25 protein-coding genes are annotated in these 26,239 nt (G+C 65.6%); 8 read left to right on the top strand and 17 right to left on the bottom strand.

Going from position 1 to position 26,239, the window contains the following annotated elements; all coding sequences use genetic code 11:
- The 3 genes from A5906_RS12710 to A5906_RS12700 all read left to right on the top strand — a co-directional run.
- A partial coding sequence (locus tag A5906_RS12710; RefSeq protein WP_430642375.1) for a cytochrome-c peroxidase occupies positions 1–863 on the top strand: 863 nt, incomplete at its 5' end.
- Entirely contained in the window at positions 860–3,361 is a 2,502-nt protein-coding gene (locus A5906_RS12705; protein ID WP_080135553.1) for a two-component system VirA-like sensor kinase, read from the top strand. The genes A5906_RS12710 and A5906_RS12705, both read left to right, overlap by 4 nt.
- A 123-nt stretch (positions 3,362–3,484) precedes the next feature.
- Positions 3,485–3,775 carry a hypothetical protein gene (locus A5906_RS12700; protein WP_136615186.1) on the top strand — a complete coding sequence of 97 codons (291 nt, stop codon included), beginning with the start codon at positions 3,485–3,487 and terminating at the stop codon, positions 3,773–3,775.
- A 96-nt stretch (positions 3,776–3,871) separates the two neighbouring features.
- Here A5906_RS12700 and A5906_RS12695 read toward each other — a convergent pair whose 3' ends face one another.
- From A5906_RS12695 to A5906_RS12670, 6 genes are all read right to left on the bottom strand, one after another.
- Positions 3,872–5,029, bottom strand: a complete 1,158-nt coding sequence (locus tag A5906_RS12695; protein WP_080135551.1) for a caspase family protein — start codon at positions 5,027–5,029, stop codon at positions 3,872–3,874.
- 85 nt (positions 5,030–5,114) lie between these two features.
- A complete protein-coding gene (locus tag A5906_RS12690) occupies positions 5,115–6,263 on the bottom strand; it encodes an amidohydrolase (protein ID WP_080135550.1) in 1,149 nt (382 codons plus the stop codon).
- Between the two features lie 178 nt (positions 6,264–6,441).
- Positions 6,442–7,530, bottom strand: a complete 1,089-nt coding sequence (locus tag A5906_RS12685) for a mandelate racemase/muconate lactonizing enzyme family protein (RefSeq protein WP_080135549.1) — start codon at positions 7,528–7,530, stop codon at positions 6,442–6,444.
- Positions 7,531–7,642: 112 nt separating this feature from the next.
- Positions 7,643–8,179: a hypothetical protein gene (locus A5906_RS12680; protein ID WP_080135548.1), complete on the bottom strand. Its 537-nt coding sequence runs from the start codon at positions 8,177–8,179 to the stop codon at positions 7,643–7,645.
- A gap of 5 nt (positions 8,180–8,184) precedes the next feature.
- Positions 8,185–9,378, bottom strand: coding sequence for a M20/M25/M40 family metallo-hydrolase (locus A5906_RS12675; protein ID WP_080135547.1), 1,194 nt, complete (start codon positions 9,376–9,378; stop codon positions 8,185–8,187).
- A gap of 67 nt (positions 9,379–9,445) precedes the next feature.
- Complete coding sequence (locus tag A5906_RS12670; protein WP_080135546.1) at positions 9,446–10,687, bottom strand: MFS transporter; 1,242 nt, start codon at positions 10,685–10,687, stop codon at positions 9,446–9,448.
- A gap of 249 nt (positions 10,688–10,936) precedes the next feature.
- On the opposite strand from A5906_RS12670, the gene A5906_RS12665 reads away from it, so the two are divergent.
- Positions 10,937–12,370 (top strand): TAXI family TRAP transporter solute-binding subunit, encoded by a 1,434-nt coding sequence (locus A5906_RS12665; protein WP_136615185.1) that lies wholly within the window; start codon positions 10,937–10,939, stop codon positions 12,368–12,370.
- A 424-nt stretch (positions 12,371–12,794) separates the two neighbouring features.
- Here A5906_RS12665 and A5906_RS12660 read toward each other — a convergent pair whose 3' ends face one another.
- Positions 12,795–13,388, bottom strand: a complete 594-nt coding sequence (locus tag A5906_RS12660; RefSeq protein WP_080135545.1) for a hypothetical protein — start codon at positions 13,386–13,388, stop codon at positions 12,795–12,797.
- A gap of 421 nt (positions 13,389–13,809) precedes the next feature.
- Between A5906_RS12660 and A5906_RS12655 the strand changes: the two genes are divergently transcribed.
- Entirely contained in the window at positions 13,810–14,184 is a 375-nt protein-coding gene (locus A5906_RS12655; protein ID WP_080135702.1) for a hypothetical protein, read from the top strand.
- Here the strand turns inward: A5906_RS12655 and A5906_RS12650 are convergent.
- The 5 genes from A5906_RS12650 to A5906_RS12630 all read right to left on the bottom strand — a co-directional run bounded on the left by A5906_RS12650 (position 14,154) and on the right by A5906_RS12630 (position 17,754).
- The gene (locus A5906_RS12650) at positions 14,154–14,693 is read right to left on the bottom strand and encodes a hypothetical protein (RefSeq protein ID WP_080135544.1); all 540 of its coding nucleotides are present in this window, start codon (positions 14,691–14,693) and stop codon (positions 14,154–14,156) included. The genes A5906_RS12655 and A5906_RS12650 overlap by 31 nt on opposite strands.
- A gap of 180 nt (positions 14,694–14,873) precedes the next feature.
- Complete coding sequence (locus tag A5906_RS12645) at positions 14,874–15,242, bottom strand: avidin/streptavidin family protein (RefSeq protein WP_080135543.1); 369 nt, start codon at positions 15,240–15,242, stop codon at positions 14,874–14,876.
- 16 nt (positions 15,243–15,258) lie between these two features.
- A complete protein-coding gene (locus tag A5906_RS12640) occupies positions 15,259–16,773 on the bottom strand; it encodes a CYTH and CHAD domain-containing protein (protein WP_080135542.1) in 1,515 nt (504 codons plus the stop codon).
- A gap of 112 nt (positions 16,774–16,885) precedes the next feature.
- Positions 16,886–17,155 (bottom strand): HGGxSTG domain-containing protein, encoded by a 270-nt coding sequence (locus tag A5906_RS12635; protein ID WP_080135541.1) that lies wholly within the window; start codon positions 17,153–17,155, stop codon positions 16,886–16,888.
- Positions 17,152–17,754: a hypothetical protein gene (locus A5906_RS12630; RefSeq protein ID WP_080135540.1), complete on the bottom strand. Its 603-nt coding sequence runs from the start codon at positions 17,752–17,754 to the stop codon at positions 17,152–17,154. The genes A5906_RS12635 and A5906_RS12630 overlap by 4 nt, the downstream gene beginning before the upstream one ends.
- Before the next feature lie 451 nt (positions 17,755–18,205).
- Between A5906_RS12630 and A5906_RS12625 the strand changes: the two genes are divergently transcribed.
- Positions 18,206–19,189, top strand: coding sequence for a Bug family tripartite tricarboxylate transporter substrate binding protein (locus A5906_RS12625; protein WP_080135539.1), 984 nt, complete (start codon positions 18,206–18,208; stop codon positions 19,187–19,189).
- Between the two features lie 16 nt (positions 19,190–19,205).
- Here the strand turns inward: A5906_RS12625 and A5906_RS12620 are convergent, their stop codons facing one another.
- Complete coding sequence (locus tag A5906_RS12620; RefSeq protein WP_080135538.1) at positions 19,206–19,667, bottom strand: NUDIX hydrolase; 462 nt, start codon at positions 19,665–19,667, stop codon at positions 19,206–19,208.
- Between the two features lie 96 nt (positions 19,668–19,763).
- Here A5906_RS12620 and A5906_RS12615 point away from each other — a divergent pair, with 96 nt between their 5' ends.
- Positions 19,764–20,876, top strand: a complete 1,113-nt coding sequence (locus tag A5906_RS12615) for a DUF1236 domain-containing protein (protein WP_080135537.1) — start codon at positions 19,764–19,766, stop codon at positions 20,874–20,876.
- A 64-nt stretch (positions 20,877–20,940) separates the two neighbouring features.
- On the opposite strand, the gene A5906_RS12610 is transcribed toward A5906_RS12615, so the two are convergent.
- The 4 genes from A5906_RS12610 to A5906_RS12595 form a co-directional block, all read right to left on the bottom strand.
- Entirely contained in the window at positions 20,941–21,894 is a 954-nt protein-coding gene (locus A5906_RS12610) for a lytic transglycosylase domain-containing protein (protein ID WP_080135536.1), read from the bottom strand.
- Between the two features lie 203 nt (positions 21,895–22,097).
- Positions 22,098–22,373, bottom strand: a complete 276-nt coding sequence (locus A5906_RS12605) for a hypothetical protein (RefSeq protein WP_080135535.1) — start codon at positions 22,371–22,373, stop codon at positions 22,098–22,100.
- A gap of 77 nt (positions 22,374–22,450) precedes the next feature.
- Positions 22,451–23,308, bottom strand: coding sequence for a VOC family protein (locus A5906_RS12600; RefSeq protein WP_080135534.1), 858 nt, complete (start codon positions 23,306–23,308; stop codon positions 22,451–22,453).
- A 147-nt stretch (positions 23,309–23,455) separates the two neighbouring features.
- Positions 23,456–24,646 carry a urate hydroxylase PuuD gene (locus tag A5906_RS12595; protein ID WP_080135701.1) on the bottom strand — a complete coding sequence of 397 codons (1,191 nt, stop codon included), beginning with the start codon at positions 24,644–24,646 and terminating at the stop codon, positions 23,456–23,458.
- Between the two features lie 235 nt (positions 24,647–24,881).
- On the opposite strand from A5906_RS12595, the gene A5906_RS12590 reads away from it, so the two are divergent.
- Positions 24,882–26,219, top strand: a complete 1,338-nt coding sequence (locus A5906_RS12590; protein ID WP_080135700.1) for a PQQ-dependent sugar dehydrogenase — start codon at positions 24,882–24,884, stop codon at positions 26,217–26,219.
- Positions 26,220–26,239: the final 20 nt, after the last annotated feature.

Here is a 26,239-nt window from a genome sequence, read left to right as displayed (position 1 = left end):
CGCCGGTAACAGTGCTGGATCGCGGGGAGCCGATCACGCCGATTCCGCCGGCTCCCACCGTCGATCCGCTGAAGGCGGCGCTTGGGGAGAGCTTGTTCGGCGATCGGCGGCTCTCCCATGACAATTCCCGCTCCTGCCAGTATTGCCACGATATCGCGACCAACGGTGCGAGCCAGCGCCGGCACGATGTCGACATCGATGGGGTGGAGCTCGCGCTCAACACGCTGACCGTCTTCAATTCGACGCTGAGCTTTCGTTTCAGCTGGGAAGGGAAATTTCGGACCATCGAGGCCGACATCAAGGCGTCGCTGGAGAGCCGGCACACGATGGGCAGCAGCGCGGCGGAGATCTCCGCAAAGCTCGATGCCGATCCCGACATGCGCAATCGTTTCGTCGCGGCCTATGGCAGGCGTCCCGAGAGCGGCGACGTCATCGACGCGCTCGCAATTTATCAGCGCACGCTGCTCACGCCGGGCAGCAGGTTCGATCGCTGGCTGGAGGGCGACGACGCAGCGCTTTCGGCCGACGAACTGGAAGGATACCGCCTGTTCAAATCGCTGGGTTGCTCGGCCTGCCACCAGGGCGTCAACGTCGGCGGCAATCTGTTCGAGCGACACGGCATATTCCACCCGCTGGCATCGCCCGAGCCGAAGATCCTGCGCGTGCCGAGCCTGCGCAATGTCGCGACAACGGCCCCCTATTTCCATGACGGCAGCGCGCCGACGCTCGATGACGCGGTTCGCAAGATGGCTCTGGCGCAGTTGAACGCGACGCTGACGGACCCGCAGGCGAAGGCGCTCGTCGCCTTCCTCAACAGTCTGACAGGGACCTATCGCGGTGCGCCCCTCGGTGGCTCGCCATGAAATCAGCTCCCGCCGTGGTCAGCGTCGCCTTCGTGCTGGCGCTCCTCACCTGGCTCTTGTTGAACGGGCTGAACGTCAATTCGGCGCGCTACGACAGCCAGCTGGAGGCGCTCGGGGATTTCACACGGTTCGAACGCGGGATGACCAGGGAAGTCCTCACCGCGCGCGCCGGCCTGTCGCGCAATTACGACGCGCTGGTGCAGATGGTGAACGCCTATGACGATGCCCTGATGCGACTGCGCGACACGGCGGGCCTCGACGCCGAGCAGACGAGGGTCATCGACGTCCTGTCGGCGCGGGCCGAGCGGCAGGAGAGCCTGATCGAGCGGTTCAAGAGCAGGAATGCGTTGCTGCAGAACTCCTTTGCCTATTTCGGCCTGTTCAGCGACAGGCTGGCCGAATCGGACTCCCGGCCGCTTGTGACCGCCGCCTCCGCGCTGGCGGCTGCCATGCTGCGCCTGACGCTCGACACCTCGGATGCCGCTGCGCGCCAGGTCGAGGACCGCCTGGAAGAGCTGGCGCAACTGCAAGCGCCGCCGGCGGAGAAGGATCTGGTCCGGGCGCTGCTGACGCACGGGCAGATGCTGCACGACCTGCTGCCCGATATCGACACCATCCTGAGGACGCTCGTCGCCGATTCCAACAACCGTGAGCAGGATGCCATGCTGGCGGTCATCCTGAAGCGTCAGCTCGCCGCGCGCGCCTCGGCGCGAAAGACGCGGTTGCTCCAGTATATCACCTCGCTATTGCTGCTCTCCGGCATCATCTATTTCGGAATGCTGCTCCGCAAGCGGGCCATGGCGCTGCGCCGCCGCGCCGCGTTCGAGCATGTGATCGCCAACATCTCGATGCTGTTCATCAATTCGAGCCCCGAGCGGATCGCCGCGGACGTCGGGATGGCGCTTCGCGAGCTTGCCGGATGCATCGGCGCGGATCGCGCCTATTTCGCCTGCGTTGCCGGCACGACGGTGCATACCTATCGCTGGTCTCGCGAAGGCATCGAATTCGAGCAGGGCTGGCCGGAGCGGGTGCTGGACTTCGCGCAGCGATTTGATGGCCGCGAGGACGGCATCGTCTATATCCCTCAGGTGAACTGTCCGCATCCCCAGGACACCATGAGCCTGCTCGCTGAAGCCGGCGTGAGCGGCTGGCTCTGCATCATGGCGGCCTCCGGAAGCCGCGACGGAATTCTCGGCTTCGATGCCGTGCATGGCGACGCGCTCACCTACTGGTCCGAGGTCTCGCTGTTTCGCATGGCCTTCGATGCGATCGGCAACGCGATCAGGCGGGCCCGGCTCGAGGGCGAGAAGGAGCGCCTCCAGGCGAGCCTGCAGCAGGCACGCCGCATGGAGACCATCGGGACCTTTGCCAGCGGCATCGCCCACAACTTCAACAACATCGTCGGTGCAATTCTCGGCTACGCCGAAATGGCCGACGCGCGCATTCCGTCGGGAAGCCGGCCCGCCGCGAGCCTTGCCGAGATCCGCCGGGCCGGCGAGCGGGCGCGCGAGCTGGTCGAGCAGATTCTCAGCTTCGGCCGCCGCGGCGAGGGCCGGCGGGAGCGCGTCTGCGTCAAGACCCTGCTCGACGAAACCAGGGCGCTGCTCGCCGCCTCGCTGCCTTCCTATGTCAGGCTCGAGGTGAGCGAAACCGCCGAAGCGTCCGTCGTGACCGGGGAGCCGGCCCAGTTGCAGCAGGTGATCCTGAACCTGTGCAACAACGCCGCGCAGGCGATGAAGGAGCCCGGCCGCATCGAGCTCCGCATCAAGACCTGCGATCTCGCAAGGCCGCTGCCGGTCGGGCGCAGCGAAGTCGGCCCTGGCCGCTTCATCGTCATTTCGGTCAGCGATCCCGGTCCCGGCATGGACGAGGCGACGCTGGAGCGGATCTTCGAGCCGTTCTTCACCACCCGCCCGGACGGCAACGGCCTCGGGCTCGCGACGGTGCGCGAGATCGTCGAGCAGCATGGCGGCGCCATCGCGGTCCGGAGCCGGCCCGACGCCGGCACGCGCTTCGACGTCTGGCTGCCGTCGGGCGAGCCCGACGAGCCGCAGCTGCCGTCGCACGGCTCCGATCCGGCGCTCCTTGGCGCCGGCGAAACCGTGCTCGTGATCGACACCGACCGCCGCCGCCTGTTGCGCTATGAGGAGATCCTCGCGGCGCTGGGCTATGAACCCGTCGGCTTCACCCGGCTGGCGGAAGCGATCGCCGCCTGCCGGGCCGCGCACGCCCGCTTCGATGCTGCGCTGGTGTGCCATCTGCCGGGAGGCTCCTCGCTCGATGTCGCGGCGGCGTTGCATGATGCCGCGCCGGCTCTGCCGATCATCCTGGCGGCGCCCTCGACGCGTGACCTGGCGATGCCCTCGCTCGAGACGTCGGGCATCACCGAACTCGTCCATCATCCGCTGGTGTCGTCGGAGCTCGCCGGCGTGCTGGCGCGGAGCCTCGCCTCGTCCGCGACGGGCGGCAGATCGAGACGAGTCGCCGGAGTTTCCTGAAGCCTGATCTGAGGACGGTTTCAGCCGTAACGCGATAGCGTCGCGGCGACATGGCCGGGTAGCCGGCATCTTCTATCCAGGATCGGCGCGGCTTCGCAATGTCCCCGCGATAGGAGAAGAATGATGTCGATCAGACTTGGTATGACCATCGTCGCAGCTACGGTATTGTTCTGGCCGGTTTCGAGCCTCAGGGCGGGAGAAGGCGCGCGCGCCGGCGCCCGCTCGACGATCGTCCCGCCCGGTAGTCTCACCCCGACAAGGTTCGCGGACCTGTACCGGCAAGCTCCCGTCGGACACCGACAGCCGCGGCCCAGCGACTTGCTCGAGCCTGTGCAGACCTTGCCCGTCGACACCGAGCTGCGACGTCTCGACGAGGAGATCGATCGCAAGCTGATCATCTGTCGCCACTGCTGACCATGCCGGAGGGGCGGTCCCGACGTCGTGCGTCAAGCATAGGCGATCAGGATGCAGCGCTTCACCGGGGCAGCAGCATCCCAGCCGAGACCGCCCCTATTCGGCGCTGCGTTTCCAGGCGCCGGTGCCCAGCTTGCCTGTGATCACCGCCAGCGCATCGTGGATCTCGTATGCGCCGCCGTCACTATAGCCGGACAGGCCCCTGAGGGCACGCAATGTCCAGCGCCCGTTGGCGGCAGTGATTGTGCCTTCGTGCGGACGCGCCGAGTGCTGCGGCTCGGCGTGGAATCTGTAGGTCCCGTCGTCCATGATCTCCCAGATCCAGCGCGACTGGCCGCGGCCATTCCGCACCATGATTTCCCAGGTGCCGACCAGCGCGGGATCGATCGCGGGCGACGTCGGTCTGCGCGGCGGAGCGGGAGAGACGGCGGCCGGAAGCGGGCCGGGCGGCAGCGCGGCGTCGGCACCTGCAGGCGGCGGGCCGGCAAGATAGATCGCCTTGCGTGACAGCGAGCCATAGACGAACGGCTGCTGCTTGTTGCCGGTCGCCTCCATCACGTCGTCCCGGACATTGCGGAACATGAAGGTCACCTCGACGCCGGGCGCTTCGATGTTGCGCAGGAGCGCCGCGGCAAACGGGCTGTTGCGTGCATCCCCGTCAAGCGCCGTGGTGCCGTCGCGCGCGGCATAGGCGACGAGAACGTTACCGGTGGGTTCGATGCGGCCGAGCCCGCCCATCGTGGCTGCCCGCGTGGCGAGCGAGCGGTTCATCCTGACCGCAAAAGGATTGTCGCGGCAGGCGTCGAGGATGATGAGGCCGAGGCCGGTGGCATTGGACACCTGCAACATCACGCTTTGCAGGTTGATGGCTTCATTCGCCGCGTCCGTGTCTCGCTTCAGCTCTGCGTCGACAGGGATCAGCCAGTTCTGGCCGTTGATCTCCATGCCGTGGCCGGCGAAATACACGGCCGCCATGTCGGCGCCGGCGGCCTCGCGCCCCAATGCGATCAGGCCGCGCCGCATCTCCTCGAAGCTGGCGTTCGTGGCCAGAGAGACGGTGAAGCCCAGCCGCTTCAGTGCTGCAGCGATGTCGCTGGCGTCGTTCGGCGGATTGACCAGGACCGGGACGTTCCTGTAGGCGCCGTTGCCGATGACCAGCGCGACCCGCCTGCCTTCGGCTGCCGCGGCCGTCGGCGCCATGCCGGCAAACGCGGCTGCAGCCGTCAATCCCGAAACGAATTCGCGCCGGTTCATCGTGATCCCGCTGGCTCGAACCAGCTTCCATCCTAGCGCAACCGGTCCAGAGGAGCCACGGGCATTCCTGAAGCATGATCCGGCTTCAGTTCGCGCTCAGCGCGGACTTGGCGACCTCGGCCATCCAGCCGGATGCGACGGGAAGGATCGCGTCATTGAAATCGTAGCGGGGGCCGTGCAGCTCGGCGCCGTCGCGCAATTCGCCGTTGCCGATCCAGACGAAGGCGCCGGGCCGATGCTTGAGGTAGAAGGCGAAGTCCTCGCCGGCCATGCTCGGCGCAAGGTCGCGGCGAATGGGCGCCTGCACCGCCTCTGCGGCGAGCCGCGCCAGGCCGGCCTCTTCCGGCGTGTTGATGACGACGCCGACGCCCATGACGATCTCGGGCGTGACCTTGACGCCGAAGCTCGTCGCGATGCCCGCGCAGGTCCGTTCGATCCCGCTGAGGATGACGTCCTTGATCTCGTCGCGATGAAACCGCATCGTGCCGCGGATCGTGACGCGCCCGGCGATCTGGTTCGGCGCGGTGCCGCCCTCGATCGTGCACAGCGAGAGCACCGCGGTGTCGAGCGGATCGACGCTGCGCGAGGTGATCGATTGCAACGCCACGATCAGATGGCCCGCTGCCATCACCGGATCGCGCGTCAGATGCGGCATGCCGGCGTGTCCCGCATGGCCGTCGATGGTGATGGTGACGCGACCGCCGGAGGCCATGACGACGCCGTCATGAACCGCGATGCAGCCGGCCTGAAGGCCGGGCCAGTTGTGGAAGCCGAACACGCGCTGCATCGGGAAGCGCTCGAACAGCCCGGCCGCGACCATCGCGCGCGAGCCGCCGTAACCTTCCTCCGCCGGCTGGAAGATGAAATCGACCGTGCCGCTCCAGCCGGTGTCGGCGGCGAGCAGCGCGGCGGCGCCGAGCAGCGAGGCGGTGTGCCCGTCATGGCCGCAGGCATGCATCACGCCCGGTGTCGTCGAGGCGTAGGGCAGGCCGGTGTCCTCGGTGATCGGCAGCGCATCCATGTCGGCGCGCAGGCCGACGCGGCCCTGTGCCGATCCGCGCCGCAAGGTCGCGACGATGCCGTGGCCGCCGACGCCGGCCTCGAAGGGAATGCCGAGCTCGGTGAGCTTGTCCTGCACGAAGGCGGCGGTCGCCTTCTCCTGGAGCGACAGTTCGGGATGGGCATGCAGATGCCGCCGCCACGCGGTCAGTTTCTGGTACAGTTCGGGTGTCAAGGCAGGGGATCTTTCACTGGGAGGGCCGGCTTGCAGCCAGCATAGCCGAATATCGGGCGACTGCATCAAGCACCTTGGAATGCCTCGCGTGCAACTGCATCGTCGTGGCCGGCTTGACCCGGCCATCCACGTCCCGCTTGTCGCACGAAGAACGTCGATGCCCGGGCATGACGGAGCCCTACGCCGCCAGCTTCGTCAGACCCTTCCAGTCGAAGCCGATGCCGTGGCCCGGCCGCTCCGGCGCCAGCGCCATGCCGTCCTGAAGCACCAAGGGATGCTCGATATACTTGTCGAGCCCGAAACCATGCGCCTCGAGATAGGAGCGGTTCGGACAGGCCGCGAGCAGGTGCACGGTGATGTCGTGCGCGCCGTGGCTGGTGACGGGCAGGTTGAAGGCCTCCGCCAGCCGCGCGATCTTCATGAAGGCGGACACGCCACCGCAATTGGTGACGTCGGGCTCGGGATAGGACACCGCGCCGGTGGCGATGTAATTCTTGAACTCCCACAGCGAGCGCAGATTTTCTCCCGCCGCGATCGGCACGCCGCCGGCCTGCATGATGCGGGCGTGGCCGGCGACGTCGTCGGGGATGATCGGTTCCTCCAGCCACGTCAGGTCGTAGGGAACGAACGCGCGGGCAGCGCGGATCGCTTCCTCCACCGTCCACTTCATGTTGGCATCCGCCATCAGCGGAAAGCTGTCGCCGAGATGTTTTCGCATCGCCGCGACGCGCGCGACGTCGGATTTGAGATCGGGCCGGCCGACCTTCATCTTGATGGCGCGAAAACCCTTGGCGAGATTGCCGTCGGTCTGCTCGAGCAGCGCCTCGACCGAGAGATCGAGGTCGATGCCGCCGGCATAGCACGGCACGCGCGCATCGAAGCCGCCGAGCAATTGGTACAGCGGCAGCTTCGCGCGCCGCGCCTTCAAATCCCACAGCGCGATGTCGAGCGCGGAGAGCGCCAGCACCGACGGCCCGCCGCGCCCCCCGTAATGCAAGCCCCACCAGACATGATGCCAGATCGCTTCCGTATCATCGGCCTCGCGGCCCTGGACCAGCGGCGGAATCTCGCGTCCGAGGATATCGGCGACAGCCCCGCCATTGCGCCCGACCGTGTATGTGTAGCCGACGCCTTCGGCGCCATCGGCATCGCGGATACGGCAGGTGATCAGCTCAAACGCCGCGATCTCGCCGTGGGTCGAGTCCGACAGGGTGACGGGGAGAGGGATCCGGTAGAGTCCGGTCTCGATGGTTGCGATGTGTGGCATGTGGCCTCCCGATTCTTGTTTTTGGTTCGTGGGTCGTCGTGTGCCTGGCACTGTAAATGCGCCTGGCGCGTCTGCAACGCGGAACAATGCGGTGCGGCGCGGGTGAACCCGCTCACCGCTTGGTGGCGTAGTAATTGATGGTGATCGAGGCCCGGTGCGGCGAGGTTCGCCACACCGACATATCGAGGGTGTCGCCACTGCCGGAGCCGACGCGCCAACTCGCCAGATGATGATCGTCGTCGCTGGACGGCTTGTTGGTCCGCTCACGCGCCTTCAACGATGTTTCGATCAGCCCGGGTAGCGCGTCGGCCGAGACGCCGACGGCCGACACCGTGCAGGTCACGCTCGGAGCATCGTCGGGTCCTGCGAAATAGGCCGTCATGCTGCCGAGTCTCTCGCCCCGCCTGATCAGCTTGGCCGAGTAGAGAAGGTCCATCCTGGGCCCACGCTCCATCTCGGCCGTGATCGGGCCGCCGTCGCTGACGAAGCCCTGACCCGTTGCGATGCGTTCGACCTGGCTTGGCTTGGCCGGCTTGGGCGCGCAGATCTTCGCGAAGAGATCGACCAGCAAGGCGCTGTTGTCCTCTTCCGCGCCGGCCGCGCCCGCAAGCGCCAGCAGCGCAAATCCCGCGAGCGCGAACCGGACCACGCAAGTCACCGCATCGTCGCGAGCTGCACGGCCAGCGCGCAGGCCCGGTCGTATTCGTCGAGATTGATCCATTCGTCCACCGTGTGCGCCTCATTCTGACCGGCGCCGAAGGTCACGGTCGGAATGCCGTGGCGGACCATCCAGTTGGCATCGAGGCCGCCATTGGCGGTGCGGACATTCGGGGTCCCGCCGACCGCGGACACGGCCTCGACCGCGCGCTTGATGACGGGCTGGCTGTCCTTCATGCGGAACGGATAATAGTCGGTCTCGGCCTTGAACTTGACCTTGCCTGACTTGCCTTGCGCGTTGGTGACCTTCTTGGCCGCCTTCTCGAACGCGGCCTTGTAGGCTTTCGTGATCTCCTTGAAGAATTTTCCGTCATGGCTGCGGCATTCGCCGCGCACATGGACGTAGTCGGTGACGACGTTGGTGGCATCGCCCGCGGGGCGGCCTTCGCCGCCGGTGACGGGGCCGACATTGCTGGTGCCTTGGCTCTTGCCCTTCACCACCTTGCCGAACCAGCCGCCGGCCTTCACGTCGGCGAGCGCCAGGGCCATGATCATGGTCGAGGAGATGCCGCGCTCGGGTGCGACGCCGGCATGCGAGGCGCGGCCGAAGATCTCGACGGTCCAGCGGTCGGCGCCGACGGCTCCGATCACGACGTTGGACGCCGAGCCGCCGTCATAGTTGAACGCCATCACCGGCGCGCCGAGCTCGTCCAGCTTGACGTGGCGCGCACCGTAGAGCCCGCTCTCCTCGCGCACGCAGAACAGCAGCGTGATCGGCGGATGATCGAGCTTCTGCTTGGCGAGCTCGGCGGCCAGCGTCACGAGCACGCCGCAGCCGCAGCGATTGTCGCCGCCGAGCGCGGTCCTGGCCTCGTTGACGATCTTGCGCCCGGATTTCTTCGGCTTGGCGCCGGCGCACAGCGGCACCGTGTCCATGTGGGTCATGAACATGATCCGCGGCTGGTTGTGCAGCGCGCCGCGGCCGGGCAGGTCGACGATGAGGTTGCCGGTCTCGGTGGGCACGGGAATGCGCGTGTTGGCGTCGTCGAGCCGGATCGCTCTTGCCGGCACGCCGGCCTCCTTCAGCGCGGCCGTGAGCTCACGCCCGATCGCCGCCTCCTGTCCGGTGACGCCCTCGATCGAGAGGAAGCGCATGAGACGATCGGTGGCGGCTTTGGTGTCGACGGGCATGGACTCGAATTCCCTTGATGCAGATAGCGGCGCAGCATCTCCTGCGTCTTTGCATTTCGCAAGGGGCTCAGACAGGCCGCGTATAGATCAAAAAGATCAGCACGCCGAGCGCCAGCGCTGCCGCCGTGAACACCAGCACTGCCGGCAGCCCCGCGAGCGCCGCCACCGCGCCGGTGGCGGACTGCATCAACGCGGTGCCGAGAAAGAAGGCGAGATTGACGGCCGCGAGCGCTTTCCCGGCGACCTGCGCGTCGACGAGTTGCCTGGACATGCCGAACAGCAGCGGCTGCGCGGAGGTGAAGAGCCCGATGAGCACGAACAGTGCCAGATCGTAGTGCGGCGGCATGACGGTCACGCCGAACAGCCATGCAACGGCAAGGTGCGGGGCTCCGAGTGCCATCAGCGCGAGCAGCAGCGCCGCGAATGCGTGGGTGCCGGCGACCAGTTCGCGGCGGCGGCCGAGCCTGCGGTCGATCATGCCGACCAGCAGCGGCCCGGCGATCATCGCCAGCGTGAACGCGCCGAGCTGGTTGCCGGCCTCGACCCGCGTCAGTCCCTTGATCTCCATCAGCCACGGTCCGCCCCACAGGCCGCGCAGCACCAGGGAGCTTGCCAGCGAGACCAGCGCCAGCGCGATTACGCCGCGCAGCGGCCGCGACAGGCCGAGCCTGATCACCTCGATCATCTGCGACAGTGGCGAGGAATCATCCTTGTGCTCGGCCGGCTGGCTCGGCACCAGCACGAACACCGCGAGCGCGACGAGGATGCCGCCGATCGCGGAGATCCAGAACCCGGCGCGCCAGCCGTAATTGTCGATCACGAAGGCGAGCGGGCTCGACGACAGCAGCATCCCGATATTGCCGATCGACAGGATCGCGCCCGACCATAACCCGAACCGCGCGGCGGACAATTGCTTGGCCGCGAGCGTCATCGGGCACATCAGCATGCCCGAGGTGGCGACGCCGAGCATGAACTGCCCGACCGCAAAGCTCGAAGGTCCGGTCGCAAACCCCGAGGCCACCGCGCCGAACACGGTTCCTGCCAAGAGGCCGAGCGACACCGGCCGCACGCCAAACCGGTCCATCGCCGCGCCGACCGGGATCTGCGAGGCCGCGAACGCGAAATGATAGACCGCGGTGAGGCTCGCCAGCGCCTGCGGCTCGATGCGGAAATCTGCCGCCATCAGGTCGAGGCTGATGGCCGGTATCGTGCGCAGCAAGGTCGAGAGCATGTGCCCGCAGGCAAGCGCCACGAGCGCGAAGATCAGCGCGCGGCTGGTATCGCCCGCGTTATCACTGGCAGCACCCATTGAGCATCCGTCCCGACAAGCTTTTTGGTGCCGTTACACGATCGGAGGGCGCGTGCCAACAGCGGCAGGTGCGTGTCGGCGCAGAGCCGACCAGACGTGAGGGCAGATCAGTCCAGAACGGGCCGGGGGGCGTTCTGACGCGGGGCTTGCCCGGCAGCCAATATGAACCAAGCGGGCCGCCAAGACGTTGTTCTCGGGAAAACGCGGTATGCCTGGAAGCGGCAAGCGTCCTGATCTGCGGCAGCGCCAATGTCTTCCTCCGAGAGTACAAGTCAGACGACCGGTGAAGCGGCCCGCCGAGAGCGGAGAAGGAGCAATTCCCTGCTGCTGGCCCTCGCAGTTGGATTTCTTGTTTTTGGCGCCGCAACGGGTGCGCTCTATTACGCGTTGCGGCCGGACACGCTCCGGATTGCCGTCGGGCCGCCGGGCAGCGACGATGAGAAGGTCGTCCAGGCGATGGCCGATGCCTTCGGCAGCGAGAGCCGAGCTGTCCGGCTGTCCCCGATCAAAACCGAGGGCGCGGCAGAGTCTCTTGCCCTGCTTGGCGCCGGCAAGGCCGACCTGGCCGTCGGCCGCGGCGACCTGGACATGCCCGCCGAGGCGCAGGCCGTCGCGGTCGTGCGCAAGAACTTCGTTGTGCTTTGGGCGCCGTCCGGGCTTGCGGGCAAGAACTTTGCGGGCAAGAACTCGAAAAGGAAGCCCGCGCCGAAAATCAAGGAAGTCGCCGATCTCGCCGGACGCCATGTCGGCGTCATCGGGCGGACCGCGGCGAACGCCGCCTTGCTGCGGGTGGTGCTGAGCAGCTCCGGCGTCGCGGCGGACAAGGTCGCGATAACGCACTTTGGCACTGATAACATCGAGGAACTGGCGCGCGATGCGAGCCTCGATGCATTCATGGCGGTCGGGCCGCTCGACAGCAAGATCACTTCGGACGCCGTCGCTGCAACGGCGCGCACACGTGGCGAGCCGAAATTTCTCGCCATCGAGACGTCGGAAGCGATTGCCTTGAAGCACCCCCGGTATGAATCGGAGGAGATTCCGCCCAGCGTCTTCAATGCGGATCCGGCCTGGCCGGAGGACAAGGTCGAGACGGTCAGCGTCAGTCATCTCATCGTGGCAAAGAAGACCTTGTCTGAAACGACGGTGGCCGCGTTTTTTCGGCAGCTCTTTGCCGTTCGTCAGGCGATCGCGAGGCAGGTGCCGGGTGCCGCCCACATCACCAAGCCGGACCTCGAGAAGGACACCGAGCTGCCGGTCCATCGGGGGGCGGCGGCGGTGATCGACGGCAATGAACGCACCTTCCTCGACCGGTACGGCGATTACTTCTGGTTCGGGCTCCTCCTTCTCTCCGGAATCGGTTCGGCCGTCGCCTGGTTGCGGCGCTATTTGAATCGCGATGAAAGGGAGGAGAACACCAGCCATCGCAAGAGAATCCTCGCCATGGTTTCCAGCGCGCGAACCGCGGACTCCAACCAGGAGCTTCTGTCCCTGCAGCGCGAGGCCGACGCCATCATCCGTGAAACGCTCGAATGCTACGATGATGGCGCTATCGAGGAAGAAGAACTCGCGGCATTTGGGCTGGTGCTTGAGCTGTTGAGCAATGCCATCGCGGAGAGACGAGCCGCGCTGCAGCGCGCCAATTTCGAAACCGTTCGAGGCGCCGCAACGGCTCCGCGAGGGTGAGGCGTCGGGCTGGTTGCGTGCTCCGGATGTCTGCTCATGCCTCAGCAGCTGGACAACGAGAAGAGGCGGCTGAAGGTCGCGTCTGGGCCAGAAGGCGACATGAACTATTGCGGTCTGTCATGATAACCTCCGACGAACATCTCGATGGTTCGGAGGAACAGTGGTCCACTATTCCTGGGCCGAAGCGACGCCGGACACTTCCAGTCTCGAGGGAAAGGCGTGCGATATCTGTCGTCGTGCGGCGCAGATCATTGTCGCGGGAGCATTCAATGAATGATCTCGCCGGAAACGCAATGTCTGTTTAGGGTCCAAAGGCGGCCCTTGGCGGGCTGCTTCACCTTGGTCGGCTCATCTCCTGCAAGCAGACGTTTCGGGTCTTCGAGCGCAGGTCGGCAAGATGCCAGAAGCTGACCTCGCGGTTGGCTTATGGGCCCGGCATCATCATGGTCGGCGTTTCCAGCAGGGAAAAGTCATAGCCCTCGCAGCTAACATTCGGGTTGGTGGGCGCAAACATGCCGAGCGGGTTGTCCTTGAACAGCCAGGCGTGAAGATCATAATGCACAAACTCCTTTGGAATGAGCGGCTCGTGTCCTTCCATCGGGCCCATAAAGGGTTGGTCGAAGAGAGAGGGATGCTGCGTGGTATCTGCCGTTAGAGGCACCAGCCACTCAACAGCTACGAGCTTCAATTCCTTGCCCACGGGCTCGTAGATCAAGACGTTGGGCTTCATCGGATCGGGAGCGCCTCGCACCGCGAGATTGACAAAGTGCACTCCCATAGCGCCTTTGGCATACTCCATGTGGTGCGGTATTTTCTCGCCGGAATAATGTACGCAGCCCACCGTCGACAGGTAGAGGTCGCGCACGGCTACCTTGTAGTCCTGGTACTTCTCCAGCGATTTGCGCAACGTGTCGAGTTGAGCCTTGTGAGGCTCTTCTGCTGCAATTGCTCCGAATGTTGCACCGATAAAGGCAAGACCTAGCGCGACGACGAAGGTACCACGGACAGATTTGCGCATGTCCCCTCCTAGCTTTTCATCAACGCGGTGTCGGAATGGGCTGGCGTAACCAAGGGTGAGCGCTTTTGCTATTTCCAACAAGACGGCAACAACGTCGCCGCCGTCAATCGCGATGGAAAAATGGTGGTACTCCCTGTTGGGTCGTACATGGGCCCTTGATCTCTCAGCGGATCGCGTTCTTCGTCGCTATAGCAGTATCCGAGATCAAATCTTGTCCAAGGGAGGCCGGCGTCCGCTTTGGGGTCACCAGCAGTAATCCTATGGCCGATTACAAAATTCGGTCCCCATAAGCTGACCTTGCATTATGGGTACACGCCCTCGTCGCCGTTGGCGATCTCCGCGGCGCCTGGAGGGCGCCAACCGTCGCTTGCCTCGATTTCCTCTTTGTGTTGGCATGCCAAAATCGACCGGGAGAAGCGTCATGCAACGATATGTCGCCCGTGCCAACATCGACCACTACATCGGCCTCCTGAACGGCAACGATCTTCCGCCTCATAACCGGGACACGATCCTCAAGCTGCTGATCGCGGAGGAAGACACGCTCAGCCACGACCTCGAGCATCTCGAATTTGCGGAAAGCCGGGCGGCGAGCGGCCGCCAGCGGCTGAACCATTTGATGCGCCTGCGCAGCGATTTTGCGCCAGGCACGACCGAGCGCGCGCAAGCTGACCGGACCGTGGTGAATTTCGAAGAGCTCCAGGCGCTGCTGGATGACCTCTGTCATCGCCTGCGCGACCAGGTCAACGCGCGGCACCTGCAGCCGCCTCACCCGACCCGCGGATTCACCACCGCATAACCCCGCAACGATCGCGCGTGGATGCGTGTGGCCCGGCCTCCTGAATTGCCGTCGTAGGCCATCCACACGTCTCCGCCGACATGCTGCTCGAGAACGAAGACGTGCCCGTGCCGCGCGGCGACCATCCCGGGCGCGGGCGAGGTCCGCGGAAAGCGCAGCCAGTTCGCAGCCAGATTCAATCCGGGCACGATGTGGCCAAACACGCGGATCGACGCCGCGCAACCGCAGAAGGAGCGTGGGCAGCCGGATGGACGGCCGCCGACGACCTGGCTTGCGCCTTCCGCGGTCGCAACCCGCATGACGGCAACGCGTCCGGCCACCTCCGGCGGCGCGCGCAGTCGCGATGCCGTTGCGCGCATGTTCGAGCCGGAGAAGTCGCAGGGCATGATGACATTGCACTCGCGCGGCGGCGCCGCGAGGAGTGATCGCGCGGGGCGTGCATCGGCAGCGCCGGGTGAAATCGCAACAATGCAAATAAAGGCAAACGCAAACGCAACACGACGGAACATCGCAGGTCTCCAGGTTCATGAAGCCTGCCCCGCCGCAGAGAAGGAACAATGCTGGACCAAAATACGACGGCGAACCCGGGGAATGAGGAACTTTCGTGGCGTCCTTGACACAAGTGGGGCGAACGCCAGCCTCGACGTCATCGCGTCAACGCGCGCAGCGGTTGCAGCGGAGACCGAACGCTATGTCCGCTCGAAAGTGTCGACATTGGTTGTCACGGCGCGCCACCAGTTCAACGGCTTGAGCTTGGCGGGGTCGCCTTCGCTGGCTGCCGTCAGCGCCTGGTCGGCGACCACGAACCAGGCCGTCTCCATTTTCCCGTGGCGCAACAATCCCGTGTACGAAACGACGCGGTCGCCTGTCGCGGACGAGCCCACGGCGACAAAGCCGATGCAATTGCCCCGATGAAACCCGGTGACCTGCACCGTTTGTCCATAGAAGCCGCTGTCCTCGAGCGCCGTCTCGAACGTGCCTTCGATGCGCTCGTCCGTCTCGCTGATGATGCGCAGGATGGAGCCGAATTGATTCCGCCAACTGCCGACCCATGACATCCCGGTTCTCCCGTGGTCACTTGCCCGGCGCGATGTGCAGCCGGTGCAATCGATGTAGCTCCCCGGCGGCGTCCTTCATCAGGCCGCGCGCCGCCTCACGCTCCCGGCCGACGATGAATCCCGATGCAAAAGCCTGGGCGCGCCGGTTGGCGGGCGGCGCCGCCAACGCCGTCTCCGTCGCCAGCTCGCGATGCGTCATGAAGTCGTTGAGCGATCCCAGCGCGGATTGGATCTGCTTCAGCTGATCGGAGAGAGTTGCGAGCTGCTTCTGGTCGCGATCGCTGTACAGGCTCTTGAAGAAGTCGATGGCGTATCGGATCTTCTTGATCTTGATCCGCAGCTTGTGACGCTGCACCGGGTCGAGATCATCCAGGTGCTTGCCCTGCTTGCGCGCTTTCCTGATCCGGCGGTCCAGCATCGCCGCGGCGTAGGCAGCAATCGACTGGTCGTCATCGGCGCGCGACTGTCCGGTTTCGATCCACTCGATCGCATCGATCAGCAGGCGGCGGTAGCGCGGTGATTCGACCGCCTCGCGGGCGCGCGCAAAGGCGGCTCTTCGCTCTGCGGAAAACGTCTTGGCGATCGCGCGAGCGCCGCGTTTCGGGACGCCTTGGCCCGCGATCGGCAGAATGCTTTCCGTGAGGAAGACGTCGATCTCGCGTGCCGGCGCCAGCTCGCTTGTGAGCCATTTGAGCTCGGCCTTGATCCGCTCCGTGCTGGCGCGCGGCATGATGCCGGAGAACAGCGAGATCGCGGCCCGCAGGCGCCGCAAGCCGACGCGCATCTGGTGGACACCTTCGGAGTCCATGTCCCGCACCGGATCGGCATTCGCCGTAATCTGGCGAAGCGTCGAATGCGCGATCACGCCGAAGGCATTGCGCGGCGAGAGCTCGCATTTCAGCGCGATCGGCTCGGCGTGCTGCGCGCCGGCGCCGTTTCCCGTCACGAGTTGAAAGCCTTGTTCCGCCTTCGAGCGGAGATCGAGCTCTGCGCCCGTCCTGCGTTCGAGATTGCGCGCCAGCCGGAATAGATCGGCGACCTGCCCGGATTTCAATTCCAGCTCGAGCTCGGCAACCGGCCGCGAGCGCCGTCCGGCGCCGATGCGGCCGCGGTCGACGGCGAGCTCGATCCGGCTCTTTCGCACCCGTCTTGCCTCGGTGGTGCGATGGACCTCGGTCTGAAACACCGGTCGTAGCTTGCGCGGAAGTTTCTTGGACGCGAGGTCCGCAAGAGGCGTGTTCTTGATCTTCTTGAAGTCGGGCTTTGCGCCCGCGACCTCATGTTCCCATTCGCCGCGTGTCACCGTTCCGGAGCCGCCCGCCTTCACCGTCTGCACGTAGCGATCGCCGACCTTGCGGACGCGGAGCGTGAGACCATGTCGCCTGAGCTTCTGCTTGGCCGTGTCGTAATAGGTTGACACCAGCGCCTGCTCCGTCCGGTCGCCGCGTCGTCCGTTCGAAGCGCCGGCGAGCAAGACGGATGACAGCTTTCGCGGCGCAAGGCGGAATTTGAGTTCCGTTTCGGCATTCATCGGGCATGCTTCCGTTGCCCAGTCAAAGTGGCGCCACAGCGAGAAGTTCCGTGTGCAGCGGGTATTTCGAAGCCGCACGCGTCCGTCCGTAATCCACGCCGGCCGGACGCCGTCAGGTCAAGTTCCGCAGCAGCTCAAGCGCATCATCCAGCAGGGAATCGATCTGCCTTCGCTCGTCGATCGCTTCCCTCGCGAACAGTCCATGCTTGCGCGCATTCCGGTTTCGCAGTGGTGCGCCGCATCCCGGTACGCCGCCGTGCATGCGGCATCGCGCCTTGCCGTGCGCGGCCGGCGACCGGCACGCTTCGCCGCTGCGGGTCCTGGCGCCGCAGCGGCGGCTGGTCCGCATCGGGAGGGTGTTGCGGGCATGACGGCCGGTCATGCGACGGCGCCCTGCCTTGCGTCGCTCGGGCCCGCTTCCGCGACGATCATGTTCGCATGCTGGGTGAGGTTGCCGACGATCGCCTTGCCGCCGTCCTGCACCGACAGGTTCTGCACGGTGATCGCGCGCTCCCCGCTGTTGCGATGTCGGCCGAGGGCCTCGGTCTGCGCCGCGAAGGTGCGGGCCAGCCGGGTCAGGGCGCGTGTGGCGCTTTCCTGTTGCGCGAGGTCGTCGGTGAAGGCAAGGCGGCAGGCGGAGCGCATCGCCATCGCGTGAACCGCCACCATCTGCGCCGCGAGCATGGCCTCGATGGAATCCCTGGGGGCGATGCTCTTCATCATCGAAACCATGAAGGCGAGATTGGCCTCGTCCGGCTTCAGGCCGATCACGCTCGCCTTCATGAGCTGCTTCAGGATGCCGTGTAACGCGTCGCGGTCGACCGCGCCGAGGGCGTCGGCGAGCAGGCGCTCGCCGGCTTGCGGATCGGGATGGTCGATCGCGATGCGCCGCCGATGCAATCTGATCCGCGGGCTTGCGGGCCTGCCGTCGCCGTTCGCCGCGATGGATGTCGTGCAGTTGCGTTTTGGAGCTGTCGTCATGTTGGTGTGTCCCTTGCCGGCGCGTGCGCGTGGGCCGCCGTCAGCGAAGCCGATGGCGCTCGGCCCGGCGGTTGCGATTTTGAGATGTCGATGAGGGGTTTACGCGGAGCCGCCGCGAGACGCCCATTCAGGGCGGGGTGGATGCTCACGGCGATCGCGATGATGCCATTCTGCCACTGTTTTGCCCGACGGGTCAAATCGATTTAGTGAAATCAGAAGTCGCGAGTCTGCCTCGCAAGTCATTGATCCCGCAGAGGCCGGCTACTGTGCATGGGGTTGTTTTCGCACTTTTTTGTTGAGATAGCGGCTCACGTGCCGCACGGCGGAATTGCCCGGCGCGCGTAGATGCAAACGCGATTGCGGAATCCGGCTCGTCCGCTCATCATGGTCATTGAGTGCGCCGCACCAACAAACATGCACAAGCGGCGCCAAGAGGTTGGGGAGGGAACGAATGCAACGAACGGCCCGCCTGCTGGCGCTGATCGCCGGACTGTGCGCCGCTGCGCCGACGAGCGAGGCGCTCGCGCAGAAATATCCGTCGCGGCCGGTGAAGATCATGGTCGGCTTCAGCGCGGGCGGCCCCGTCGATGTGGTCGCGCGCATCGTCGGTGATCGTGTCGGCAACAGGCTCGGCCAGCCCTTCGTGGTCGAGAATCGCGCCGGTGCCAACGGCATGATCGCCGCCGAAGGCGTCGCGCATGCGGACGCGGACGGCTACACCATGCTCGCCTGCAACTCCTCCACCATCACGCTGAACAAGACGCTGTTCAAGGACATCCGCTACGATCCGGAAAAAGACTTCGCGCCGCTCACCACCGTCGTTTCGGCGCCGCTGGTGCTGGTGGTCAATCCGGAGAATCCCAGGACCGCCGACATCAAGACCGTCGCCGATCTCGTGGCCGCTGCGAAGGCAAAGCCGGGCGAACTCGCCTATGGCTCCGGCGGCAACGGCAACCTCGCCCATCTCGCCATGGAGCTGCTCGCCCAGAAGGCCGGGATCAAGCTGATTCATGTGCCCTATCGCGGCGGCGCTGCGTCCGAGGTCGGCATTCTCGCGCAGGAGGTCTTGGCGGTGTTCGATCCGCTCTCAGCCGTGCCGCTGGTCAAGGCCGGCAAGCTGCGCGCGCTCGCGGTGTCCTCGGCCGAGCGGCTGCCGGCGCTGCCCGACGTGCCGACCGTCGCGGAAGCCGGCTATCCCGGCTTCGACATCTCGTTCTGGGTCGGCTTCTTCATGCCGAAGGCGACACCCGCGCCGGTCCTTCAGACGCTGCACCAGGAGATCGTCACTGCCGCCAAGGATCCGGCGGTCGCCGAGAAGCTCGGCTCGCAGGGCGTCGTCAGCGTGCTGAGCCCTGACGACTATGCCGCCAAGATCGCGAAGGAGACCAAGGAGCTCGCCGAGGTCGTGGCTGCAGCGAACATCAAGGCGGAGTAGGGGGCGTTTGGGTTGGCTATGATCGCGCGGCGAGTTGCGCGAGGCGCTCGAGCAGCGGACGTTGTCCCGCGTTGATCTTTTGGTGCGCCGCTTGCACCGTGAACCACGCGGCGCGATCGACCTCGGGAAAGGCTTGCCGCTTGCCGCTGCGCGGTGGCCATTCGATTTCGAACGTGTTGCTGCGAATTCCGTCCGCATCGACGTCGAGCTCGACCGCGAACGCGGTGACGATCTTGCCGCCGCGCTGTTTGACGTGACCAAGCGCGATCAGCGGCGTCGTCACCTCTAGTCCCAACTCTTCGACCAATTCACGCCGCGCGGCGATTTCCGCGTCCTCTCCGTCTGCATACTCGCCCTTCGGGATCGACCACGCGCCGAGATCCTTGTTGCGCCAGAACGGCCCGCCGGGATGCACGAGCAGAACCTCGATATCCCCGCGCTTGCGGTAGGCGATGATCCCGGCGCTCCTTGATGGCATGCAAGTTCCCTGGCGGCTTCTAGGTCGGGCAAAACTGGAACTGAGCTTGTCAGTGCCGGTTAGTAGCCAAAGTTGAACCGGACAAGGGAGAGAAGCATGATCCGACTGTTGGCAACAACTGCATTGGGCCTGGTGCTGGCAAGCGCAGCCGTCGCGCAATCGCCGGGCACCAACACGAAGCCCGAGCAGACCCCGCAATCCCAATCGAATTCGGCGGCGCCGTCCACCAGTTCGCCGTCCAGTGCGGCCGACAAGCAGCAGTCGACATCGCAACCGCAGCAATCACCGACAGCGGCGCAGAATACGCAGACCACCGCACCTCCGTCAGGGGCCAACACCGGCTCCGGCACCTCCAATGCTGCCAACAGCACGGACACGTCTTCGCGGCCGCAAAGCGGGACGGCCAGCTCGAGCACAACCGGGAACCAGCCTGCGACCCAGCAGAGCGCCAATCCACCGGCGACCAACACGGACCAGGCGCAGGATCGCTCCAATCCGCCGCCGTCCAGCAGCAACCAGGCGCAGCAGGCGCCCAGCGCGACCGGAACCAATCAGGCTCAGCAGGCGCCGAATGCGCCGGCCAGCAATCAGGCTCAGGGCGAACGGTCGGGAACCAGTTCGCAGGCTGCTGCACAAGGTGACGTCAACCTCAACCGCCAGCAGGAAACCAAGATCAGCGCCTCGATCTCGCACCTGAACGTCCGGCCGCTGACCAACGTCAATTTCTCGCTGAATGTCGGCACGGTGGTGCCGCGCGACATCCAGCTATCGACGCTGCCGCCAGATGTGGTCGAGATCGTGCCGCAATATCGCGGCTACAGCTTCGCGCTGGTGAAGGACCAGATCGTCGTGGTCGACCCCGCCAGCTACAAGATCGTGACGGTCCTGCCGTATTCCGGACAGTCCACCGCGACGACGACCACGCGCGAGCGCAGCGCCAGCAAGTTCTCGGATCGCGATCGCGAGGTGATCCGCAAGCACGCCAAGACCCGCACCGAGGGACGGAGCGAGGCGCGGACCACCGGCAGCACCGCACGCACCGAGATCCATGTGGGTGATCGCGTCCCGGAGAGTGTCGAGGTCGAGGAATTCCCGAGCACCGTGTACCGGGATGCGCCCGACCTGCGGGAATATCGCTACATCCATCGCGATACGCGGACCTACGTCATCGAGCCTCGCGAACGCCGCGTCATCGAGGAGATCGACTAGTCCGGATGCCGATTGGAAGCCGCTCGATCGAGCGGTTTCCCAATCCGCGCTTTTGGCCCGAAAATCATTCGCGGGATGCGAGCCGGATGGCGCGGGCTTTGGCGCCTTTGCCGGCCGCGCGCGCCGCGATCATGCTGCGCGCCTTGCCATGGGCGGGGCCGTTCTTGCGGAGCAGGGATGCGAGCCGCTTGCGCGCGTGGTTTGCCGACAGGCGCGCCGCCAGCTGCTCGGCCTTGCGTATGATGGTGACGACCGACGGCGTCAGGTTCACCGGAACCCACGCGACGTCCTTCGACTTGGACAGGCTGCCGATCCCTTCGCATGGCGCTTCGCGCGGTAGGTCGATCCTGATCGCGAGGCCCTCCGAGTGCTCGGTCCAGTCCTCGGCCCTGGTGCCGGTGATGATGCGGACATAGTCGCGTGTCTCGCGCGGCAGTTCGCTTTCCCTGGCGAGCCATTTCTGGATGCGGCCGGGTCCTGCGTTGTAGGCGGCCGCGGCGAGACCGAGATTGCCGAAATCGTCGCGGAGCTTGCGCAAAAGCCTTGCCGACGCAGGCAAGGCCTTCATGGCATCGAAGGGATCGTCGAGGCCGACTTCCGCGGCCGTCTCCGGCATGAACTGCGCGACGCCCTGCGCGCCGGCCGGGCTGACTTCCTTGGAGCGGAAGCGGCTCTCCTGCCAGAGCAGGCGCGCGAAGAACGGCACGGGAATGCCGCTGGCCTCGGCGGCCTCCCTCAACGCGTGACAGAACTTCTCGGTCGGCGAGGCCGGAGCCTGAAACACAATTTCCACCGTGGGCGCGGGCTCCATCGTCTCCACGGGCGAGGCGGGCGCATTTGCGAGCTCGATGGCTTCCACGCTTGCGAGGAAGAGTTCGACGAGGGGAACCAGCGAGGGGGCGCGATCGGTCTTGAGAGCAACCTGGTCGAAGCTTGGCGTCTGCGAGGACGGCGACAACGAGCCGATGTCGCACATCAGAATCAGGAAGGCAGCGCAAGCCGCGATGAGAAGTCGCATCTCGGTGGGAGTCCTCGAACTGTGGGGGAACGACCAGCGCGTGCGCCGGTGACGAGAACTTCATTAACCGTAATTGCGGCGAAGGTGCGATTCCGCAGGGCAGCCGGTGTTAGTACGGGAGTCCAATAGGAGAACGTGCGCCGTCGACCCCGCGGGTCTACGGGCGCGCGGGCTGGCGCGACGCGCGAACGGTCGCGCGGCGGTTAGGCCTTGGGAAAATCCTTGCGCATCGCGATCTCGGCGGCATCGCCGGGCGACAGCACGGTCTGATCGAAGGCGGGTTGTGGCTTCGTCATGATGTCGTAGAGCGAGATACCCTTGATCGGCTTGCCCATGAGCTCGCGGACGCAATCGGCGAGCGTACCGTTGTAGACGAGATAGGGCGGGCCCCGATCCTTCTGCCGCTCGCCCCTCAGCGACGGCCACTTCTTCAGCTCGGCCGGCGCGTCGTAGGCGATCGGCGATCCCTCTTTGAACATGCGTCTGGTCCCGGCGACTTGGATGGCCGGGAATCATAGAGCCGCCGGGTAAACACGCGTTAAAGAATTAGTTCAAATCAGCCGGCAATGAAGACGAGCAGGGTGCCGTTGGCCCTGGCCGGCGGCACGCAGATCGCAGATCCGCTGCGCACGGCGGCCGGGCCCAGCGCCTTCTCGGTCGCCGCGAGGTCGCCGCTGACGAGCACCAGAGCCGCACCGCCGCGCTCGGAAAGGCCGGCGAGCGGAACGCCGGGATAGCGCTTTCCGAGCTGGTCCAGCGTCAGATAGACGAAGTCGGCGCGCTCGCCGCCCGAGGGAACGGTCACGGCGCCGTCGGCCTCCGCCTTCGGCTCGCGGTCGATCAACCGGGCGAGATGTGCTGCTTCCTGCGCGGGCTCAGGCGTCGCAATCAGCGTCTGCTTGATCCGCTTCGCGGCATTGGCGTGCTTCATCAGCTCGGGGATCCACACGGTCTCGCGGGTCTTGTGCTGGCAGGCGAAGATGCGCACGCCGCCCGGCGCTTCCGCCGTCGGCCACATGAAGGTGCGGAATTTCGCCGCCGAGATCGTGCCGTCAGGCAGCGTCACGGGGCGCTCGAAATCAGTGGGGCCGATCGGCGTCAGGCCGCGCGCGCGGATCTCCTCCGCGCCGGCGGCGCTGTCGACCGCAGTGAAGGCGATACGCTCGATGCCCTCGCCATGCCGCTCGACGAAGGCGCGGGCGGGCGCATTGTGCTCGGTCGCCACGAGCACGCCGAGCAGCTCCATATAATCCGGGTCGAACATGATGGTGTAGTTGCCGGTCCCCATATGTGCGCTGTGGGTGCCGCGCGGGGAGATGGTGAAGCCGAGCTGCCGATAATTTTCGGCGGCCTTGTCGAGGTCCTTCACCATGACGACGGCGTGGTCGATACCGATGACGTTTTTGAGGGCCACTGTTCTTATCCCCGGATGCAAACTGAACTGGACAGCGACCTAGAGCCGCTGGACCTGTCTACGCCGGATAGGCGGTCAAGTCATTTTCAATTCGGCGGGGGATGCGGAATTTCATTCCGCGAAATGCGCCATCGGCGCGTGCCGGCCTCAGCGGGCCTGCTCGATATAGGCTGCGAGGATGGCGCGCTCCTCGCTGGTCATCTCGGTGACGTTGCCCGGCGGCATGGCGTTGGACCAGGCGGCGACGCGGCCGATCAGGCGGATGTTGCGCTGGATGTGCTCGGGCGCGTCGAGCAGGATGCCCTTTGGCGCGGTGACGATGCCGGCCCAGACCGGCTCGGCCGCATGGCACATGCTGCAGCGGGACATCACGATCTCTTCGACATTGGCGACCGTGACCGGCGCCGACAGCGCGCCCGTCTTCACCTCGCGCGGACCGGCGGCGGAGAGGAAAAGGATCGCGATCACGCCGATGGCGGCCACACCCCATACCCACCACGGCGATTGACGTCCGGCGTGACGCTCGTTGAAGAAGTGGCGGATCACGGGCCCGAGCGCCAGGATGATCGCGACGATGATCCAGTTGAATTTCGTCGCGTAGAGCAGGGGATAGTGGTTGCTGATCATCAGCACGACCACCGGAAGCGTCAGGTAGTTGTTGTGGACCGAGCGCTCCTTGCTGGTCTTGCCGAGCTTCGGATCGGGCGCTTGTCCGGCCACCAGCGCCGCCACGATCTTCTTCTGGTTCGGGATGATCAGCGTGAAGACATTGGCGACCATGATGGTGCCGATGATCGCGGCGATCTGGTTGAAAGCGCCGCGGCCGCTCAGCACATGGGTGAAGGCGTAGGTGAGTGCGACCAGGAACAGATAGCCGCCGATGGCGAAGGGCAGCTCGCGCTGCGCCAGCCCGGTGCGACAGGCGGCCTCATAGAGCAGCCATGCCAGCGCCAGGCTGAAGAAGCTGAACAGGCCGGCTTGGAATGGCGTGAGATCGAGGATCGACTTGTCGACCAGGAACAGGTCGGCCTCGAGATAGTATACCACCACCATCAGCGCGAAGCCGGACAGCCAGGTGGTGTAGGCTTCCCATTTGAACCAGGTCAGTTCGTCCGGCATCTGGGTGGGCGCGACAAGGTATTTCATGATCCGGTAGAAGCCGCCGCCATGGACCTGCCAGGCCTCGCCCTGCACGCCGTCAGGCAGATCGTTCCTGGGTTTGAGGCTGAGGTCGAGGGCGATGAAATAGAAGGAACTGCCGATCCAGGCGATCGCCGCCACCACGTGCAGCCAGCGGAGCAGCAGGCTCGCCCATTCCGATATGATGGATCCCCACATGATCACCCCACCAGGTGCGACATGGATGCCGCAGCTTTGATGACCGCACCCGGCGGCCGTGCCCTTACAATGTCTCGCACCTATCCGCGGTGTTTTCCAGTACGATGGGCTGCGGCTGATGCACATCGTGCGGGCATGAGCTGATGTGGGATGCGGCAGGCGTTTTGCCCGTCGCAGACCATTGTGGGACGATCGGCGTTGACGCTTGAGACGTGCAGGCCGGGAGGACAACGACGTGAAAAGCAGGATTTCGACTGCGGCGATGTCTGCGGTGGCTCTGCTGGCGGCGGCGACATTTGCGCAGGGCGAGGTGGTGCTGCAGGGCAAGGACGCCTATGGCGATTGGCAGTCCGACAAGCCCGGCACGGTCAGGCTGATCCGGCCGCAGGATCTGGTCAGGCCCGGCGCCACCCGGTCGGTTGCGAGCTCCGCGCGCGTGGTGTCGCGGCCATCGGATGCCTCGCCGCAGGTCCCGGCGGGTTTCAAGATCGAGCTGTTCGCCGAAGGCATGCGCGCCCCGCGCATCGTGCGGGTTGCGCCGAACGGCGACGTCTTCGTCGCGGAGACGCGGGCGGGCAGCATCCGCGTGCTTCGTGCAGGAGAGGGCGGCAAGATCGCAAACAACGAGGTGTTTGCCAGCGGCCTGCGGCAGCCGTTCGGCATCGCCTTCTTTCCGAACGGCGACAATCCGCAGTGGGTCTATGTCGCTAACACCGACAGCGTCGTCCGCTTTCCCTATCAGGCCGGCGATCTCAAGCCGCGCGGCAAGGCGGAGACGATTGTCGCGAGCCTGCCGCATGACGGCGGTCATTCCACCCGCGACATCGTGTTCACACCCGATGGCAAGCGCATGCTGGTCTCGGTCGGCTCGCTCAGCAACGTCGCCGAGGGCATGGGCATGCCGCCGGGCGGGATGGATGCTTGGTCGAAAGCGCAGCCGCTTGGCGCGACGTGGGCGAGCGAGACCGAGCGCGCTGCGGTTCTGGCTTTCACGCCTGAGGGCAAGGAGCGGAAGATCTACGCCACCGGCATCCGCAACTGCGTCGGACTCGCGATCCAGCCGCAGACCGGGCTGCCCTGGTGCTCGACCAACGAGCGCGATGGTCTCGGCGACGATCTCGTGCCCGATTACGTGACCAGCGTGAAGGAGGGCGCGTTCTACGGCTGGCCGTGGTTCTATATCGGCGGCAATGAGGACCCGCGCCATGCCGGCGCGCGGCCGGACCTCAAGGACAAGGTGACGGTGCCGGACGTGCTGATCCAGCCGCACTCGGCCTCGCTCGGCATGACGTTCTACCAGGGCACGCAGTTTCCAACTGAATACCAGGGTGACGCCTTCGCCGCCGAGCACGGCTCCTGGAACCGCTCCAAGCGCACCGGCTACAAGGTGATCCGCATCCGCATGAAGGATGGCAAGCCGACCGGGGAGTACGAGGATTTCGTCACGGGCTTTGTCGTGAGCGACAGTGAGGTGTGGGGACGTCCGGTCGGTGTCGCCGTGGCGAAGGACGGATCGCTGCTGGTGTCGGAGGATGGCAACGGCACGATCTGGCGGGTGACGCGTTCGCGCTGAGCGAGTTCTCTTCGCCTCTC

The sequence above is a fragment of the Bradyrhizobium sacchari genome (assembly GCF_002068095.1).
In the GTDB taxonomy this organism is placed as follows: domain Bacteria; phylum Pseudomonadota; class Alphaproteobacteria; order Rhizobiales; family Xanthobacteraceae; genus Bradyrhizobium; species Bradyrhizobium sacchari.
The sequence above is the reverse complement of the archived record's forward strand: the minus strand, read 5'-3'. Positions and strand labels throughout refer to the sequence as shown.